Origin of the sequence: Bacillus sp. M6-12 (assembly GCF_002860285.1) — a bacterium.
GTDB lineage: Bacteria > Bacillota > Bacilli > Bacillales > DSM-1321 > Peribacillus.
On the sequence record NZ_PGVF01000011.1, the window covers coordinates 73,639 to 91,773 of the forward strand.

Here is an 18,135-nt window from a genome sequence, read left to right on the forward strand (position 1 = left end):
AGAATCATGTAATATAATTTCTGGAAGCGTTTTATACTTAATAATTAAGAATTTTCGCTTTAAATCACTATTTTTATATAATTTGTAAATTACTAGCAGAAACTAATTTAAGAAAAGTTGGGGGTTTGTGAAATGACCAACAAAGTTGATGGTCCTTGGAAAAGCTTTGCAGGGCCAAACCTTGGCTATGTTATGGAGCAATACGATTTGTTTCTCCAGGATCCTGCGGCAGTTGAACAGGAGCTTGCAGCCTTGTTTGAGGCATGGGGTGCACCTGTATTAGATGGGAATCGAACAGAAGCGGGAGGTAGTTCTGCTCCAGAAGCAATCTCTGTTCCTCAGTCAGAAAGGCTGCCTGATATTCAGAAAATCATGTCTGCTTCCAAATTAGCTGACCACATACGTACCTATGGGCACCACGCAGCGGATATTTATCCGCTCACGAAAGGGAAAATCGATACTCAGCTATTGGAGTTATCCAATTATGACTTAACTGAGTCGGATTTAAAAAGCATTCCGGCTGGATTTCTTATGGAAAATCCTCCATCTGACGTAAAGGATGCATTGGAAGCTGTAACATATCTGAAAAGCCGTTATACCAGTTCAATTGCCTTTGAATTTCAGCATGTCAACGATCTGAATGAGAAAAAATGGCTGAAGGACGCGGTGGAATCGGGGAAAATCTTCCCTAAGCTTACAAAGGAAAACAAAACCATGCTCCTAAAGCGTTTAAATGAAGTGGAGGGCTTTGAAAAATTCCTGCACCGTACCTACGTCGGGCAGAAACGTTTTTCCATTGAAGGACTGGATACACTCGTTCCGCTCCTGGATGGCATTATTTCTGAATCTGTTCAAAACGGAACAACCAATGTAAATATTGCAATGGCTCATCGCGGCAGGTTAAATGTCTTGGCTCATGTACTTGGTAAGCCATACGAAATCATTTTTTCTGAATTCCAGCACTCACCGAATAAGGATCTTGTCCCTTCTGAAGGATCCATTGGCATCAATTACGGCTGGACTGGTGATGTAAAGTACCACCTCGGACTTGATAAACAAATCACACGGGAAAATACAAAAAAGGCCAGGCTGACGCTTGCCAATAATCCGAGCCACCTCGAATTTGTTGGAGCAATTGTCGAAGGATACACAAGAGCAGCACAGGAGGACCGGAAGGAAGCCGGTTTCCCAGCTCAGGATATATCCCGGTCACTGGCCATTCTGATTCATGGGGATGCAGCGTTCCCGGGTGAGGGAATTGTTGCTGAGACGTTGAACCTAAGCAGGCTGAAGGGTTATCAAACAGGCGGAGCCATTCATATTATTGCAAATAATATGATTGGTTTTACAACGGAGAGCGAAGATTCCAGATCTACCAAATACGCGAGTGACCTGGCGAAAGGTTTTGAAATCCCAATTGTCCACGTCAATGCGGATGACCCTGAGAGCTGCATGGCAGCGGTACAGCTTGCTTATCAATACCGCGCTGCTTTTAAAAAGGATTTCCTTATTGACTTAATCGGGTACCGCCGTTTCGGACACAATGAAATGGATGAACCGTTAGTGACTAATCCGAAAATGTACGAGCTTGTGCATAAGCACCCGACAACGAAGGAAATATACGCCCAGCGCCTTCTGCAGGCAGGGGTGCTGACAAATGGGGAAGTTTCCGCTATTGCAGCCCAGGTAGAGGAAAAGCTTTCTCAGGCTTACAATAAAGTTTCCGGCAATAAACCGAAGGAAGCAAGTGAAATGAATCCTCCGGAGACTGTTGAACATGGGATTCCAAAGCTGGAAACCTCTGTTGCCGCCGAAGAACTTAAGGAAATTAATGATAATCTGGTAAAGTGGCCTGAGGGCTTCCAGATTAATAAAAAACTTGGCAAAATTCTTTCCCGCCGGCTTGACGCATTTAATGGGGATGGCAAGATTGACTGGGCCCAGGCTGAGACACTGGCATTTGCGACGATCCTTAAAGATGGTACACCAATCCGTTTAACCGGCCAGGACTCGGAGCGCGGTACCTTCGCCCAGCGACATTTGATGCTGCATGACAGTTCTACAGGGATGAAATATTCTCCGCTGCATCAGCTTGATGGTGCTTCAGCATCGTTCGCATTGCACAATAGCCCGCTTTCAGAAGCTTCCGTGCTGGCATTCGAATATGGATATAATGTTTTCTCCCCGGAAACGCTCGTTCTCTGGGAAGCACAATATGGCGATTTTGCTAACACGGCACAGGTTATATTTGACCAATTCATTGCTGCGGGCCGTGCGAAATGGGGGCAGAAATCAGGTCTTGTTATGCTTCTGCCGCATGGCTACGAAGGCCAGGGGCCGGAGCATTCAAGCGGACGTCTTGAGCGTTACTTGTCGCTTGCTGCAGAAAATAACTGGACAGTGGCAAACCTGAGCACCGCAGCCCAATACTTTCATATTTTACGAAGACAGGCAAAGGTTCTTGAGATGGAAGAAGTCAGGCCGCTTGTCATCATGACACCAAAAAGTCTGCTTAGAAACCCGCTGACTTCATCGAATCCCGATGAGTTGAGCGAGGGAGAATTTAAACCATTTATCGAACAGCCTGGACTTGGAGCTAATCCTGAAAAAGTAGAGCGGATTGTTTTTTGTACAGGAAAAATTGCTGTCGATTTAAGTGCTCAGGTAACAGGGCGTGAAGATTTGGATTGGCTGCACATCATCCGGATTGAAGAAATCTATCCTTTCCCATTCCAGGAAATACAGGAACTGCTTAAGAAGTTTACGAATTTGCAGGAAATTTTCTGGGTACAGGAAGAACCAAAAAACATGGGTGCATGGACATTTGTTGAACCAAGGCTGATTACCGCCTCCAGTGACAGAGTTCCAGTCATATATATTGGAAGAAAACGGAGATCAAGCCCGGCTGAAGGTGATCCAAACGCCCATAAATTGAAACAGCAACAAATCATAACAAAAGCAATAACTCGTAATCAAGAGGGGGAAATGTAAGATGGCAGAAGTAAAGGTACCCGAGCTAGCTGAATCCATATCTGAAGGAACGGTGGCCCAATGGCTGAAAAAACCGGGCGACATGGTTGAAAAGGGAGACTATATCGTTGAACTGGAAACAGATAAAGTTAACGTGGAAATCATCTCAGATTACGCGGGCCAGCTGAAGGAATTGCTTGCAGAAGAAGGAGATACTGTACAGGTTGGCCAGGCAATTGCCATTGTTGGTGAAGCCAGCGGCCAAACTCCGCAAGCTCAGCAGTCCCAAACAGAAGCACCAGCTCAGCCTGAAACAGCTGCCCCTGCTGCCCCGGTACAAGAGCAAGCTCCTCAGGATGAAAAACCTGTAAACAGCCAGCGACCAATCGCATCACCGGCAGCAAGAAAACTTGCCCGTGAAAAAGGGATTGACTTAAGCGCAGTTTCTGTTGCCGACCCTCTTGGAAGAGTAAGAGTGCAGGATGTAGAAGCTGCTGGCAATGCTCCTGTTCAGCAAGGTACACCAGCCTCTAAGCCTGCACCAGCTGCAGCACCGGCACCAGCGGCTGTCACTTCTGATGAACGTATTGAAGTAATCAAAATGTCCCGCCGCCGCCAGACAATTGCAAAACGCCTGGTGGAAGTACAGCAAACAGCTGCCATGCTTACCACATTCAATGAGGTAGACATGACTGCTATTATGGAGCTGCGTAACCGCCGCAAAGATGCTTTCTTTAAACAGCATGGAGTTAAGCTTGGATTCATGTCATTTTTCACCAAAGCAGTAATTGGGGCCCTGAAAAAATATCCTTTACTGAATGCTGAAATCCAGGGAACAAACATCCTGAAAAAGAATTTCTATGACATTGGAGTAGCCGTTTCCACTGAAGAAGGCCTGGTTGTTCCGGTTGTAAGAGAAGCTGACAGAAAGGGATTTGCTGATATCGAACGATCCATCGGCGAGCTTGCTGTCAAAGCAAGAAACAATAAACTTGCACTTTCAGACCTGCAGGGAGGCACATTTACAATCACAAACGGCGGAACATTCGGTTCATTATTATCAACGCCGATTTTAAATGCACCTCAGGTTGGAATTCTCGGAATGCACAAAATCCAAACCCGCCCAGTAGCTATTGATGCGGAGCGTATGGAAAACAGGCCGATGATGTACCTGGCACTGTCCTATGACCATCGAATCGTGGATGGAAAGGAAGCGGTAGGCTTCCTGGTAACTGTAAAAGAATTGCTTGAAGATCCGGAACAGCTTTTACTGGAAGGATAACGATAAAGAAACAAAAGTACCGTCTCTATTTAGAGACGGTATTTTTGCATTTTTATGGACATTTGGCTGCTGAGATAGTTTCCTAACTTAGGAGCTGCTTAGGGTGACTGTCTCCATTTAAGCCCACATAACAAATATATCCCTGCCTAACCTCTATTGTTCAGACTTACATCATATTCCCTTTATTTAGATAAAGGTGGAAGAAATCAAGCGGCCGTTAATTATCGTAGATGCAACAGTGGATGTTTGTGAACGTTTTTTTAATTTTATTGAAGGATATTGAGTGTTTTTGGTTGATAATGATTGATTAATGAAAGGGCTTACGTTATGATACAGTCATAGAAAGTTTTCAAACGTTAAGAGGTGAAAGTTTTGTTAACCGAAGAAAGGCATTTCCTTATACTTTCCCTATTAAAGGAAAAACAGACAGTTAAGCTCCAGGAACTTGTAGAGCATCTTCAGGCTTCTGAATCTACAGTTCGACGTGATTTAATTCAATTGGAGGAACAAAATCAGCTTAAACGTGTACATGGGGGAGCTGCGCTTCTTCAGAGAAAAGGCTTTGAGCCCACCGTCATTGAAAAAATTGCGAGACAGCCAGCGGAAAAACAGAAAATTGGGAAAGCAGCTGCGTCCTTTATCGAAGATGGTGACTGCATTTACCTGGATGCCGGAACGACGACAAGCTGCATGATTCCGCATCTGGAGGGCAAAAGAATTACTGTCATTACCAATGGCTTGATGCATATTGCTCCATTAATGACAGCTGGAATAAAAACAATCATTGTGGGCGGACAGCTGAAAGAATCGACTAATGCAATTGTGGGAAGCATGGCGGTCCGCTTTTTGAGCCAATATAGATTCGATAAATGTTTTTTGGGAATGAACGGAATTCACCCGGAAATTGGATTTACAACGCCAGATCCGGAGGAGGCTGTAATGAAGAGCATAGCGCTGTCCCTTTCCAACGAGTGTTTTGTACTGGCGGACAGCTCCAAGCTTCAGGAGGTTACTTTTTCAAAAGTGGCAGAGGTCTCATCGGCAGTTATTATAACGGATGAGAACAATGATTCATCTCTTGAACCTTATATAAATCTAGCTAAAGTAAAGGTTGTGACTGCATGATTTACACAGTAACACTGAATCCTTCAATCGATTATATAGTGGAAGTTGATGATTTTCAGATAAATGGCTTGAACCGCATGAGAAGGGATGCAAAGTTCCCGGGCGGTAAGGGCATTAATGTCGCAAGAGTTTTGAATCGGATTGGTTCACCTGTAAAGGCGCTTGGCTTCATCGGCGGCTTTACCGGAAAATTCATTTCCGATTTTCTGAGTGACGAAAAAGTAGGAATGGATTTTGTTCAGATAACGGGTGATACAAGGATCAATATAAAATTGAAAACCGGTCAGGAAACGGAAATCAATGGGCTGGGACCTGAGATTGAAAAAAGTGATTACGAATCACTGCTGAAGAAGCTGGACAGCCTGCAGCAGGGTGATCTGCTTGTCCTGTCGGGAAGCGTTCCGCCCAGCCTTCCCGGGAATTTCTATCAATCAATGACAGAAAAGTTTGCATCCAAAGGGGTAAAGGTAGTAGTTGATACGAGCGGAAATGACCTCAATGACGTAATTGGGCACAGTCCTTTTCTGATCAAACCTAACCATCATGAGCTTGGGGAGCTTTTTTCAGCAGAAATTAATAATGCCAAAGATGCAGTATATTACGGCCGGCAGCTGGTTGGAAAAGGGGCGCAGCATGTTATCGTTTCGATGGCAGGAGCAGGAGCAGTCCTCTGTACGGCAGAAGAATGCTATTTATCAAATGTCCCTGAAGGAAAGGTAGTAAACTCCGTAGGGGCAGGTGATTCAATGGTAGCCGGATTTGTCGGTATGTATATGCAAACCGGCGATCTTCTGGAAGCATTTAAATACGGTGTTGCCTCTGGCAGTGCTACTGCTTTTTCAGCGGATCTTTGCCAAAAAGAAGACATCGAAACTTTATTGCCGCAGATAAAAATTCAGAGAATGTAAGGAGGATTTTTCAATGAGGATAACAGAATTATTAAAGCATGATACAGTTATTCTGGATCTCAAATCCACTGTTAAAAATGAAGTAATTGACGAATTAGTAAATAAATTAGATAAGTCTGGAAGGCTTAATGACCGTGAAGGTTACAAAAAAGCGATCCTAGCCCGTGAAGAACAAAGCACGACTGGTATCGGTGAGGGAATTGCGATTCCGCATGCCAAAACTTCTGCGGTTAAAACTCCGGCCATTGCTTTTGGGCGATCTGTTGCAGGTGTGGACTACGAATCGCTTGATGGCCAGCCGGCGCAATTAGTATTTATGATCGCTGCCAGCGAAGGCGCAAATAACGCCCATCTTGAAACACTTTCAAGATTGTCATCATTATTGATGGATGGCGGTTTCCGTGAAAAGCTACTAATGGCTGAGACAATTGAAGAAGTAATCCTTGCAATTGATGCGAAAGAATCTGAACTGGCGTCGGAAGCAGAAGCAGAAGCAGCGCCACAAACGGAAGAGAGCACTGACCCTTCTGCCGGTAAAGTTCTGGCGGTAACGGCATGCCCTACAGGAATCGCCCATACATATATGGCTGCTGATGCCCTTAAGGCGAAAGCGAAGGAAATGGGTGTAGACATCAAGGTAGAAACAAACGGTTCCACAGGTGTAAAGAACGCCTTGACAAGCCGGGAAATTGAGGAAGCAGAAGCTATTATTGTTGCTGCTGATAAACAGGTGGAAATGGACCGGTTTAATGGAAAGCACGTTATCATAGTTCCGGTTGCCCAGGGAATTCGAAAGCCGCAGGAATTGATAGAGCGGGCGCTTAAGAAGGATGCACCTGTATTCAGGGGCGGCGGAGGCGGAAAATCAGATGGCGAAACCTCCGGAAAAGGGACCGGTTTCTATAAGCACTTAATGAGCGGTGTAAGCAATATGCTTCCATTCGTAGTCGGCGGCGGTATTTTAATCGCACTTTCCTTCTTCTTTGGGATTCAGGCATCAGATCCAAATCACGAAACATACAATCCGATTGCGAAAGCTCTTATGGACATTGGCGGCGGCAATGGAGCGTTCTTCTTCCTTGTCCCGATTCTTGCCGGCTTTATTGCAAGCAGCATTGCCGACAGACCGGGATTTGCACCGGGTATGGTCGGCGGATTACTGGCTGCGCAGGCCGGTGCCGGCTTCCTAGGCGGATTGATCGCTGGTTTCCTAGCAGGTTATATCGTTTTAGGATTGAAAAAAGTATTTGACGCACTACCGCAAGCTCTCGAAGGCATAAAGCCTGTATTACTTTACCCGGTATTCGGAATTTTGATCACTGGACTGCTTATGATGTTTGTCATCAACGAACCAGTTACAGCCATTAACGCTGGACTTACAAATTGGCTTCAAGGATTGAGCGGCGCCAATGCTATATTGCTCGGTATAATTCTTGGCGGAATGATGGCCGTTGATATGGGCGGCCCGATCAACAAAGCTGCCTTCACATTCGGTATCGCAGCAATCGAAGCGCAAAACTTTGGTGTCCATGCTGCAGTTATGGCTGGCGGAATGGTTCCGCCGCTTGGAATTGCTTTGGCTACAACATTCTTTAAAAACAAATTCACTGAACCTGAGCGCAAATCAGGCTTCACGAACTACTTTATGGGAGCGTCCTTTATTACAGAAGGGGCCATTCCATTCGCAGCTGCAGACCCGCTTCGCGTAATAGTCAGCAGTGTAATCGGTGCGGCTACTGCCGGTGCGCTGGCAATGGCGTTCAATGTAACACTTCCGGCACCCCACGGCGGAATTTTCGTTATCCCGCTTGTTAACCACCCGCTTCTTTATATTTCAGCGATCCTGATTGGATCAGCGGTTACTGCGGTGATGCTCGGATTTTGGAAAAAGAATAAAGCATAAATGTGAAAAACGGCGTCCGGTTTAAGGACGCCGTTTTGTACTGAGGCTTCATTTTGCTAACCATACTAAATATGCGGAAGCATACGCGATTTATAAACCGGCACTCCCCTATATGTGCCGTTTTTATTTGATTATTGCCATTTCAGCAATTTGCATGTGTAAAAACAATATAAAAGGGATATTTTTTACAAAAAAGCAGGATAAAAGAATCGTTTTACAGTTGTTGTCCTTTGTTATAATTTAAATTATTGTAAAAGTTTTCTAGAATAGTGCTTCGTTTTGATGGGTGGATTAGACTTAGAAACGAACCGTTTCACATAGGGGGAACAAACTTGTTATCTGCTTACAAACAAATGTGCCATATATGTCAGGAGGAAAGTGTATGGACTTCTGAGCAGAATGGCAGAAGTACTTGTCTGAATTGCTTAAACAGACTTGTCGATTTTTCAGGCGAAAATTCAGAGGAGCAGAAGACGGGCATTGATATAGCAAAGTCCTTAGCAGCAATTCTTGATATACTAGAGGTTATGCCATTCAGGGACATGAGCTCTGCAGTAGTACCGGCAAAGCATACACTTAGCATCGCAAAGAGGCTGGGAGCGGAAGCCCTGGAAATGAGATCCCTGCTTGTTCATGCAGATATAATCACCCGCCAGGGAAGTGTTGCCGAGGGTGGCAGGATCTTTCATGAAGTAAATGCTTGGGGAATCGAGGAAATGAATACGGTTGTCATTGCCCGCAGTCATCGATTGCTGTCTAGCTTCTTTAGCAGGATGGGTGACAATACCAGCGCTTTCGAACATGCTGTACGGGCAGTGGAAAACACTTTTGACAATGCGCTTCCGCATATCCGTGCTGACCACTTGTTAATACTCGCTCTTACATTGGGGGATAACGGAGCATATGATGAGGCGGATCGAAGGTTTGGAGAGGTGCTGGACATTGCTGCTGAAACAAATGATGTCCAGCTTGCTATAATTTCGATAAATAATATGGCGTTTACTGCATATCAGCTTGGCGATGCTGCATCGTCTCAAGAGCTGGTAACCCGTCTTAGGTCGATAGCCGAGGAGCATTCTGTTCCGCTCGACGCAATTACTTTGGATACAATTGCCCGTATTGAGATACTTCTTGGCAGACCGGTTGACTCAGAAAAGACACTTGAACCAGTCTTGAAAGACATCTCAAAAAGGATGCTGAACGAGCTAACCGCTCTTCCGGAATGTTTGCTTACAGCCGCAGTAGCGCAGCGGATGCAGGGAGCATTGAAGCGTGCACAGGCTTCACTTGATAAAGCAAAGCATCTTGCCAACGAACTTGGACTTGCCCCGCTGCGGGTTAAAGTGAGGCTGGAGCAAGCAGAGCTCTTTGCCGCAGCAGGAAGTTATCGGGAGGCATATGAAGAGCACCGGGGATTCCATGCAGATGAAGAAACCCTCCGTAAGTATGAGCGTGAATCTCGTGCCCGTATATTAAAGTTAGTGTTTGAGGCTGAAGAAGCACGGCGTGACAGTGAGCATTACAGGGAAATGGCACTGCGGGATCCGCTTACCAACTTACATAACCGGCGTTACATTGATAGTCATATTGAACAACTAATTGCGGATGCTGCTGCCAGAAGTGAACCATTGACAGTAGCCATGCTAGATTTGGATAACTTTAAGCAAATCAACGACACCCTCTCTCATGATGTCGGAGATGCAGTTCTCGTTCATTTTGCAAGAATCCTAACGGTGACAACTCTTGAGACTGCAATGGTTGCGAGAATTGGCGGTGAAGAATTTCTTGTAATTCTTCCTCGAGTGGATGAGCAGGAGGGACTCCGTTGTGCTGAGGAGCTGCGCCGTGCAGTGCGTTCAGCTGACTGGAGTCCCATCACCGGTGATCTCCCAGTAACTGTGAGCATTGGAGTTTGTACGGCATATGGAAATCAGGCGTGCAGAAGTTCCTTGCTTTCGGAGGCAGACCGAAATTTATATATTGCAAAGCGGTCAGGACGCGACAGGGTTTATTCAGCTGCAATGAGTCCAAAACTGATTAATTAAAAGCTATAAATAGGTTAAATAGATTCTGTTATTCACAGATATTAACAAAATTCAGTGCCTTTCGTACTACTTAATTAGTAGAGATCTTTTGGTATAATAGGTAAACAATGTTAAAAAGTTATCATTTTAATATATGAAGTTGGGAGATGGTTAAAGAGTGGACAAAATAAATGAAAGAAATTTCATTGAAACCGTCCACATGAAAGGTTTACAGATCTCTCTTATCGCATCTGGTGATGGAACTGAAATAATCTATCATAAATTGGATCCCGATACGAGATGGGTATTATATCCAACCGAAGGCTGGAAAGCGCTGGAATATGTCTATGTACTTTCCGGACAGCTTAGATATCCAACATCAGAGGGTTTTAAAACTCTTAAAACCGGAGACTCCTTTCATGAAAGTCCTGTTTCTGAACATTATCTTTTCCAGGCAACGGAAACAACAGAATTTCTATATGTGACCTCGCAGCCGGTATTCCATCACTATAGCAAAGCGACAAAAGAGTTAATGGAGCTGGCAGTATCAATTGAAGAAAAAGATGGCTATACTGTGGATCACTGCGGCAGAATTAACAAAATTTCTATGATAATCGGGGAAGAGCTGGGATTCGATTCTAAACAGTTATTAAGGCTTAACATGGCTTCCTTTTTACATGATATAGGCAAGGTAAAAATACCTTTATCAATCCTGCAAAAACCAGGAAAGCTTACAGCTGAAGAATGGAATATTATGAAGAAACATACGACTTATGGAAAAGAAATGCTTGAACAAACCGGAAACCCTGTTTTAATAGAATCCGGTCATATTGTTGAACAACATCACGAAAGATATGATGGTAAAGGATACCCGAAAGGGCTCAAGGGAAAAGAAATTTCGATTGAAGCCTCCATTATTTCGATTGTTGATTCTTTTGATGCTATTACAACAGATAGAGTTTATCAAAAAGGAAGATCAGTGGAAGAGGGATTTCAAGAGATACTTCATTGTCGGGGTACAATGTATAACCCGGACATTGTAGATATATTTTTAAAAAATAAAGAAAGAATCATTAAGGGGGAAAAAGAATGAAAAAGCTAGGTCTATTCACAATGATGTTGGTACTTGCTGCCCTATTTACAGTCAAACCTGCGGAAGCAGCGTATTTAAAGGAGCACGACAAATATGTCGAGGTAACTGCCAAAGAAGCTAGAAAGATCGCTGACTTGATGGGATTAAAGGATGTTCCGCTTGGGGAAGAAACTGCAAAATTATCTTTTGAATTACAAGAGAAAATCATAGCTGAAATCGAAAAGATTTCAGGAAAAGAAATTGACCACTACTATATCTGGTTAACGATTAATGGAGAGCCGGTACTTGGTATCGACCCCCCAATGGCTACATTCTAAATGCAAAGAAGGAAAATAGCCCTTAGTCAAATTTTGACCAGGGGCTATTTTTTTTTATAGCATCGTTAGAACAGCCTATCAATATGCTTTTTAGCTCCTGAAATCATATTCATAGAAGACAATCGCCTTAATGGTCCATCTTCTCATTTCTGGCATCCTTTTTTATGTTTAAATATTTTTATATTTTATTCTTATTATATAAAATTTCACGCAGGCTAGATACGGTGGAAATTATGGTATTATTAGGAAGATAAATATTTTAACAAGCAGGTGCCTCAATGAATCAATTAAAAATGTTAGCAGACAATATTCAAAAAGTGTTTGTGGGTAAAAATGAAGTGACTGAACTGATTATCTTATCGCTAATCAGCAATGGACATGTCCTGCTCGAGGATGTTCCCGGTACGGGGAAGACTGTTCTGGCGAAAACACTTGCGAAAAGCGTAGATGGCAAATTTTCCAGAATCCAGTTTACACCGGATGTCCTGCCGGGGGATGTGACTGGAATTGAATATTTTAATCCTAAAACAAGCGAATTTGAAGTAAGAGTAGGGCCGATTAAAGCAAACATCCTTCTTGCTGATGAAATTAACCGTGCCATGCCTCGTACCCAGTCAAGCTTGCTTGAAGCAATGGCGGAAGGGCAGGTTACTATCGACAGGCATACGGAAATTCTGCCGCAGCCGTTTCTTGTCATCGCCACCCAAAACCCGTTTGAATCCCAGGGTACATTCCCGCTGCCGGATGCCCAGCTTGACCGCTTTTTCATGTGCCTTTCTCTTGGATATCCTTCTATTGAACAGGAAAAGGAATTGATTCGACGGTTCAGGAATGAGGAGCCTCTCGCTGAGTTGTCTTCCTGTATAACTGGTGCTGAATTGCTGGAGGTCCAGGCAGCAGCAAAAAGAATAGAGATATCTGAGCCGATAGAGGATTATATACTTGGACTGGTTTCTGCTACAAGGAATCATCCATTATGCCAGACAGGATTAAGTCCTAGGGCATCGCTTGCCTTAGTGCGGGGTGCCCAGGCAAAAGCACTTTTTGAAAACCGAAGCTATTGCCTTCCAGAAGATGTCCAGTTCGTGTTTCCGCACATTGCTGCACACCGGATAACTTTGAGCATGGAGGGCTCACTTACTTCCGGCAGCAGAGAAGTCCTGGTCGAAATTCTCAGCTCGGTTGATGTTCCAGTGGAGATTGCAAGATGAACCGGGGGATTTTCGTATATCAGGCACTATTTTTTCAGCCCTATATTATTATCACAACGGTTCCTTTATTCTTTTTGACGGTATGGCTTTTTCCACACCGCTATGTTCTGTTTCTGTTTTGGGCCTATTATATTTTTGCATTGCTAGTCACCCTGTTTATAAAAAACATATCTTCAAAGCTGCATATCCTGCATGAAAAGAAGATGCTCCGGCTCTTTCCGGGGAATTCTGCGACCATCACCATCGGGCTGCAAAATGCATCCAGGTTTCCGGTTCCTTCAGGGAAGCTAACCATAAAGCTAGACCCATCTCTTAACGAAATGAATGAAAAAAAATTAACCGATTTACGGGGAACAGCTAAGCAATTTCAATTTATGCTGCCAGCAAAAAAAAATGTGTATTTCCAGCTCAAGATAATTCCGCAGCAAAGAGGGATTTATTTTCTGGAAGAATCTGAACTAATCATCACTGATTGGCTTGGGACGGCGACCATTCACTTTCCTCCGCTTGACCGGCTTGATACTAAGATTTTGGTATATCCATTGCCTAAGCCGCTCCCTGAAATGAAAGCGCTTGAAAAAATTCTGCCTGGGAGAAATGGGGCAAGCTTTTCTTACTTTAAGGATGAGTCGGTAATAGTTGGTGTAAAGCCATATGAAGGGGAAGGATTTAGGCAAATTCATTGGAAAGCCACTGCAAAATCCCAGTCACTTGCTGCAAAAAAATACGAGCCCGTTGTCCAACGGGGAATCACTATTTGCCTTGTTCTTTCTTCCCCAGCTGCTTACGCTTACCATGATAAAATGGAAGATATGATCTCTTATGCAGCTTTTCTATGCCAGCTTGCAGCCAGCAAAAAAATACCCTTTGAGCTGTTTGTGAATTTATACCAGCAGTCCGTTCCTATTGGGCTAAACATGGATGAAGGGATGAAACATCTCGGAGTTTGTTTGACAACCCTAGCCCAGATCAAGACGGAAGCTGTTCTGGTCAATGAACAATCGTTTGCCAAGTATGTAAACACCCAAAGCAGTTCTTCTGCCTTGACGATATTCATCAGCGGAACTGGCAAAAGAGAAAGCAGAATTAAGAATACCGTATATGTAGATGAAAATGGCAGACTGTCGGGAGGCGATTGCATTGCTGCCGCAGCTCTATAACATTATCGTTTACCTGTTCATCTTTCTGCTGACCGACCAGCAGGAAAAATACATCCCATTTTTGCTGTTCTTTACCGGCAGCTATCTTATAATCAGCTTACTTAAAGTTAAAGGAAAGCTGAAGCATTCGTTTTCCAGGCCGATTTTTGCAGTCTGCCAGGCCGCTGCGGGCATTTTTTTCCTTCCTTTCGGCCTTGTTCAAGCAGTTATCCTGACGGGCTGTTTCTATTTACTGTTTTTAGAAAAGGTCTTTACCCATAAACAAATTGCGCTGTTTTCCTGTGCAGCCTTAATTGCTTCCACCTTCTTAAATATGAGTTTTCCTGATATGGCAGAAATAATTGTTTTCCTGATCATACTTGCAATATTTGTATTTCTGGAAAGTGTTTCGGCTAAATTTGCAATACAGAAGATTGGGTTCCTTGCACTCACTTGTCTGCTTGCTGTAATGGCAACCTTTGCTGCCCCGTATCTAGTGAAATTTATACAGCACGCTATCGGTTTCGTTTTAGCTGTACTCGGGTGGATTATTGGCCCAATAATGGAATTTATGCTAACTATTTTCACGAAAAGAACAAGTTCCCAAGGTGGGGAATTAATAAATAAGCATATTGAAAATCAATTTGAAGATATTCAATTTAGTGAGGGCAACGGCAGCTTTTATTATTTTGCAGCCATTGCAATATCAGTCTTGCTTGTGTATATAGTCCGCAAATTTAGAGTCAAACGCAGAGAGCAAAACCTTGACGGTATTGCAGCTCCACTGCCTGCTGGGGTATTTATTTCGCATAGTTTTCAGGAGCATAAAAGGAATTTGCTATCTCCAAAAGATCCAATCCGGAAAATAGTCTTCAAAACAGAGAAAAAACTAAATTCTGCAAATGCCAGATTAAAAGGAGAACCTTTTTCCGACTGGGTGGATCGTCTGTCAGCAGCGGCCGATAGTCAAACAGCAGATTTGTTAAAAAGTATGTATCATGAAGTGCGGTATAGTAAAAATGAAAAGAGCAAGGAAGAAATTGCGCTTTTTCAACGGGAAATGGCCACACTGGTTAACAAGGTAAAACAAAAATCAAGCGAAATGAAGCGAAACAATGCAGACAGAATGGATTAGAGTGGCTATAACCTGAAAGATTGCGGGCGGGCAGCATATTGACAACACTGATGCGGTCCGGTTTAAACAATCTATCAGCCTGCAGCCAAACCAAAACCCAAAGTTTGATTTTAAAGATCCAGTTTAGGGTATAAGGATGCAATAGCAATTAATCAAAAAGGCAGGTTATATCTCTATGATTAAAAAATGCAGGGTATCCAGCTCAAAAAGAGATGAAATGATTGAAATTACGAATGAGGTTTCAGAATTTGTCAGGGTGGCAGGATTCAGTGAAGCTGCCGTTATCGTCTATTGCCCTCACACAACAGCGGGAATCACGATTAACGAAAACGCCGACCCGGACGTGAAGAGTGACATGATTCGCAGGTTCGATGAAATGTATCCCTGGAGCATAACGCAGGATAAGCATGAAGAAGGCAACTCAGCAGCCCACATGAAAGCAAGCGCAATGGGTGCCTCTCAGCAGATGATTGTCCAAAACGGCAGGCTGTTGCTTGGAAGATGGCAAGGGATCTACTTCTGTGAATTTGATGGGCCGAGGGAACGGGAGTTTTATATAAAAATAGTTGAAGGGTAATTGGGAGCTCCTGCGGCTGGCTCTATTTTTGATAATGTTAGACAAAAATGATTAAATCATAGCCAGTATCAGTAGGGCCTTTGAAAAATTACTATATCAAGGAAGAGCATCTTTTACGGTGCTCTTTTTCTTTTGTAGGTATTGTAGAATTCTGGCGTTTTTAGTTTAATTTTGTAATATAAATGTAATGCCCCTGTGATGCCAATGTTATCAATTATTAGTTAATATAGGTTTAGATAAAAACAACTGGGGGAAAACAACAATGTTAAAGAAAATAATCGCAGCTCTATCTGTCGCATCTATTTTAGCCACTGTTGCACCAACCATGAGCGAGGCTGCTGCTTCGCCTCAAACTAAGGCAATTGCAGCCGCAAAGACTCAAATGGGAGTTCCTTATAAATGGGGCGGCATGTCTAGAAAAGGTTATGACTGCTCAGGTTTAATTAAATATTCTTATGCAAAGGCAGGAAAGACTCTTCCTCGCACAACTGTTGAAATGTATAAAAAAGGGTCAAGAGTTTCATCCATTAAATCATTAAAACCAGGCGACTTAATGTTCTTTGCTCCAAATAAAGCCTCGAGAGTGACACATGCTTCTATTTATATTGGAAGCGGAAAGATGATACATTCTTCTTCTTCTAAAGGAGTATCAATTGCAAGTACAAGCAACACATATTGGAAACCTAAATTCGTTGGCGCGAAGCGCTTATAATAAGGGAGAGAGCCATTGGCTCTCTCTTTTTTGCTGTGACTTCGATGATAGTTAATTCTGAAAAAAATTGTATTTAAGCAGAGCCATTTAATCCCCGAGATTGCTTCGGTAACTATTAACTTGAATAAAACAGGCAGGCTAGGCAAGCAATTAAGCTTTTTTAGCCTGCTGTTTTTTTAAAATGAGTTGTTAAATAGATTTTGTTATATATAAATCTCAATTAAAATATAGAGAACACCTTAAAATAGAAAAGAATGGAAGATTTTCAGGGCGCTTTTATTAAAAATGGAATATAATAAACTTTACCGCTATTTTTACTATTCAAGGAGCAGCTATTTATGTACGAAACATTTACTTACAGAGAAAAGATTAAGCAGCTTGCAATTCTATTAATACCCATATTAATTACCCAGCTTGGAATGTTTTCGATGGTGTTCTTTAATACGGTTATGTCAGGCAAGTACAATCCGTCTGATCTGGCAGGGGTAGGCATAGGTTCCGCGATCTGGAACCCGGTTTTTACGGGCTTGAGCGGGATACTCCTGGCAGTATCACCCATTGCTGCACAGCGATTAGGGCAGAAAAAGGATAAGGAAGTTTCTGCGGTTCTGGCTCATGGAGTCTACCTGGCGCTAGCCATTGCTATTTTGGTGATACTCGCTGGTTTTTTATTTTTAGATGTGATATTAGGAATGATGGATTTAGATGCTAATGTCCAGCGAATCGCCCGGGATTATTTGGTTGGTTTGGCATATGGGATCATTCCATTGTTCATTTTTAATGTGTTAAGGTCTTTTATCTATGCATTGGGAAAAACCAGAATTGTAATGATTATCCTTCTTTGTTCACTCCCGATCAATTTTTTGCTGAACTATGTCCTTATCTTTGGCAACTGGGGTTTTCCTGAGCTTGGCGGGGCAGGGGCGGGATATTCGACATCGTTTACTTATTGGCTGATTGCGGGATTAACTGCACTTATCATTAAGACGCAAAATCCCTATTCCGCTTATGTATCGATAGAGGCTTTTAAGAAGTTTGCCTCCGATAAGTTTGCAGAGATCTTAAAAATTGGAGTGCCGATGGGCCTTTCCATCTTTTTTGAATCAGGCATATTCGCAGTTGTGATGATATTGATCAGCAAGTATGATATTACAACTATTGCAGCCTACCAATCTGCTTTAAATATCGTCGCATTTTTGTATATGATTCCAATGAGTATTTCGATGGCGCAAACGGTTCTGGTAGGATTTGAGGTAGGGGCTGGCCGGTATAAGGATGCAAAAGCCTATAGCTGGCTAGGGATTAATCTTTCCATATTGATTGCCTTAGTGACAGGCCTGCTGGTTGTATTCTTCCGTTATGAAGTAGCCGGGTTTTATTCAAACGAAACAACTGTCATTGCCCTAACAGCCCACTTTTTAATTTACGCATTGTTCTTCCAGATTTCAGATGCGATCCAGGCAACCGCTCTGGCGGCTTTGAGAGGATATAAAGATGTCAATATTGCCTTTATCATGACATTGATCGCGTATTGGCTCATTTGCCTGCCGGTCGGTTATTTGCTTGCCCGCTATACGAATTTGGAAGCTTCCGGTTATTGGATCGGGCTGACATCCGGACTGCTGGCAGCAGGGATTGCTTTATCAATGCGTCTTTTGTATATTCAAAAAAATAAATTTTCGAGTGCAGTGATGGAATAGGCTGGGTAGTTTATTAATCAAAAAATAAGCAGTGCAAAG

14 protein-coding genes are annotated in these 18,135 nt (G+C 43.1%); all 14 read left to right on the plus strand.

Translation table 11 applies throughout. The annotated features are described in order from the left end of the window. The first annotated feature begins 132 nt into the window (after positions 1–132). The 14 genes from sucA (at position 133) to CVD28_RS13750 (ending at position 18,096) form a co-directional block, all read left to right on the plus strand. Complete coding sequence (sucA, locus tag CVD28_RS13685; RefSeq protein WP_101592930.1) at positions 133–2,991, plus strand: 2-oxoglutarate dehydrogenase E1 component; 2,859 nt, start codon at positions 133–135, stop codon at positions 2,989–2,991. A gap of 1 nt (position 2,992) precedes the next feature. After that, on the plus strand, positions 2,993–4,252 hold the full coding sequence (gene odhB / locus CVD28_RS13690) for a 2-oxoglutarate dehydrogenase complex dihydrolipoyllysine-residue succinyltransferase (RefSeq protein WP_101592931.1): 1,260 nt from the start codon (positions 2,993–2,995) through the stop codon (positions 4,250–4,252). Between the two features lie 372 nt (positions 4,253–4,624). Next, entirely contained in the window at positions 4,625–5,377 is a 753-nt protein-coding gene (locus CVD28_RS13695; RefSeq protein WP_101592932.1) for a DeoR/GlpR family DNA-binding transcription regulator, read from the plus strand. Continuing rightward, positions 5,374–6,285, plus strand: a complete 912-nt coding sequence (gene pfkB, locus CVD28_RS13700; protein ID WP_101592933.1) for a 1-phosphofructokinase — start codon at positions 5,374–5,376, stop codon at positions 6,283–6,285. The genes CVD28_RS13695 and pfkB overlap by 4 nt, the downstream gene beginning before the upstream one ends. 13 nt (positions 6,286–6,298) lie before the next feature. Next, positions 6,299–8,188 carry a PTS fructose transporter subunit IIABC gene (locus tag CVD28_RS13705; RefSeq protein WP_101592934.1) on the plus strand — a complete coding sequence of 630 codons (1,890 nt, stop codon included), beginning with the start codon at positions 6,299–6,301 and terminating at the stop codon, positions 8,186–8,188. 332 nt (positions 8,189–8,520) lie between these two features. Next, positions 8,521–10,233 (plus strand): tetratricopeptide repeat-containing diguanylate cyclase, encoded by a 1,713-nt coding sequence (locus tag CVD28_RS13710; protein WP_101592935.1) that lies wholly within the window; start codon positions 8,521–8,523, stop codon positions 10,231–10,233. 157 nt (positions 10,234–10,390) lie between these two features. Continuing rightward, a complete protein-coding gene (locus CVD28_RS13715) occupies positions 10,391–11,305 on the plus strand; it encodes an HD domain-containing phosphohydrolase (RefSeq protein ID WP_257985867.1) in 915 nt (304 codons plus the stop codon). Further along, the gene (locus CVD28_RS13720; protein ID WP_101592936.1) at positions 11,302–11,622 is read left to right on the plus strand and encodes an 8-amino-7-oxononanoate synthase; all 321 of its coding nucleotides are present in this window, start codon (positions 11,302–11,304) and stop codon (positions 11,620–11,622) included. Before CVD28_RS13715 ends, CVD28_RS13720 begins: the two co-directional genes overlap by 4 nt. 278 nt (positions 11,623–11,900) lie before the next feature. After that, positions 11,901–12,833, plus strand: coding sequence for an AAA family ATPase (locus CVD28_RS13725; RefSeq protein ID WP_101592937.1), 933 nt, complete (start codon positions 11,901–11,903; stop codon positions 12,831–12,833). Then, the gene (locus CVD28_RS13730; RefSeq protein ID WP_101592938.1) at positions 12,830–13,993 is read left to right on the plus strand and encodes a DUF58 domain-containing protein; all 1,164 of its coding nucleotides are present in this window, start codon (positions 12,830–12,832) and stop codon (positions 13,991–13,993) included. Before CVD28_RS13725 ends, CVD28_RS13730 begins: the two co-directional genes overlap by 4 nt. After that, on the plus strand, positions 13,974–15,107 hold the full coding sequence (locus CVD28_RS13735) for a hypothetical protein (RefSeq protein ID WP_101592939.1): 1,134 nt from the start codon (positions 13,974–13,976) through the stop codon (positions 15,105–15,107). The genes CVD28_RS13730 and CVD28_RS13735 overlap by 20 nt, the downstream gene beginning before the upstream one ends. Before the next feature lie 175 nt (positions 15,108–15,282). Next, complete coding sequence (locus tag CVD28_RS13740) at positions 15,283–15,684, plus strand: secondary thiamine-phosphate synthase enzyme YjbQ (protein ID WP_101592940.1); 402 nt, start codon at positions 15,283–15,285, stop codon at positions 15,682–15,684. 262 nt (positions 15,685–15,946) lie between these two features. After that, the gene (locus CVD28_RS13745) at positions 15,947–16,396 is read left to right on the plus strand and encodes a C40 family peptidase (protein ID WP_101592941.1); all 450 of its coding nucleotides are present in this window, start codon (positions 15,947–15,949) and stop codon (positions 16,394–16,396) included. 338 nt (positions 16,397–16,734) lie between these two features. Beyond that, positions 16,735–18,096 (plus strand): MATE family efflux transporter, encoded by a 1,362-nt coding sequence (locus tag CVD28_RS13750; protein WP_101592942.1) that lies wholly within the window; start codon positions 16,735–16,737, stop codon positions 18,094–18,096. Positions 18,097–18,135: the final 39 nt, after the last annotated feature.

Coding starts and splice junctions, on each gene's coding strand:
- odhB (WP_101592931.1), top strand. CDS start 2,993: ATGGCAGAAGTAAAGGTACCCGAGCTAGCTGAATCCATATCTGAAGGA.
- CVD28_RS13750 (WP_101592942.1), top strand. CDS start 16,735: ATGTACGAAACATTTACTTACAGAGAAAAGATTAAGCAGCTTGCAATT.
- CVD28_RS13745 (WP_101592941.1), top strand. CDS start 15,947: ATGTTAAAGAAAATAATCGCAGCTCTATCTGTCGCATCTATTTTAGCC.
- pfkB (WP_101592933.1), top strand. CDS start 5,374: ATGATTTACACAGTAACACTGAATCCTTCAATCGATTATATAGTGGAA.
- CVD28_RS13725 (WP_101592937.1), top strand. CDS start 11,901: ATGAATCAATTAAAAATGTTAGCAGACAATATTCAAAAAGTGTTTGTG.
- CVD28_RS13730 (WP_101592938.1), top strand. CDS start 12,830: ATGAACCGGGGGATTTTCGTATATCAGGCACTATTTTTTCAGCCCTAT.
- CVD28_RS13705 (WP_101592934.1), top strand. CDS start 6,299: ATGAGGATAACAGAATTATTAAAGCATGATACAGTTATTCTGGATCTC.
- CVD28_RS13720 (WP_101592936.1), top strand. CDS start 11,302: ATGAAAAAGCTAGGTCTATTCACAATGATGTTGGTACTTGCTGCCCTA.
- CVD28_RS13740 (WP_101592940.1), top strand. CDS start 15,283: ATGATTAAAAAATGCAGGGTATCCAGCTCAAAAAGAGATGAAATGATT.
- sucA (WP_101592930.1), top strand. CDS start 133: ATGACCAACAAAGTTGATGGTCCTTGGAAAAGCTTTGCAGGGCCAAAC.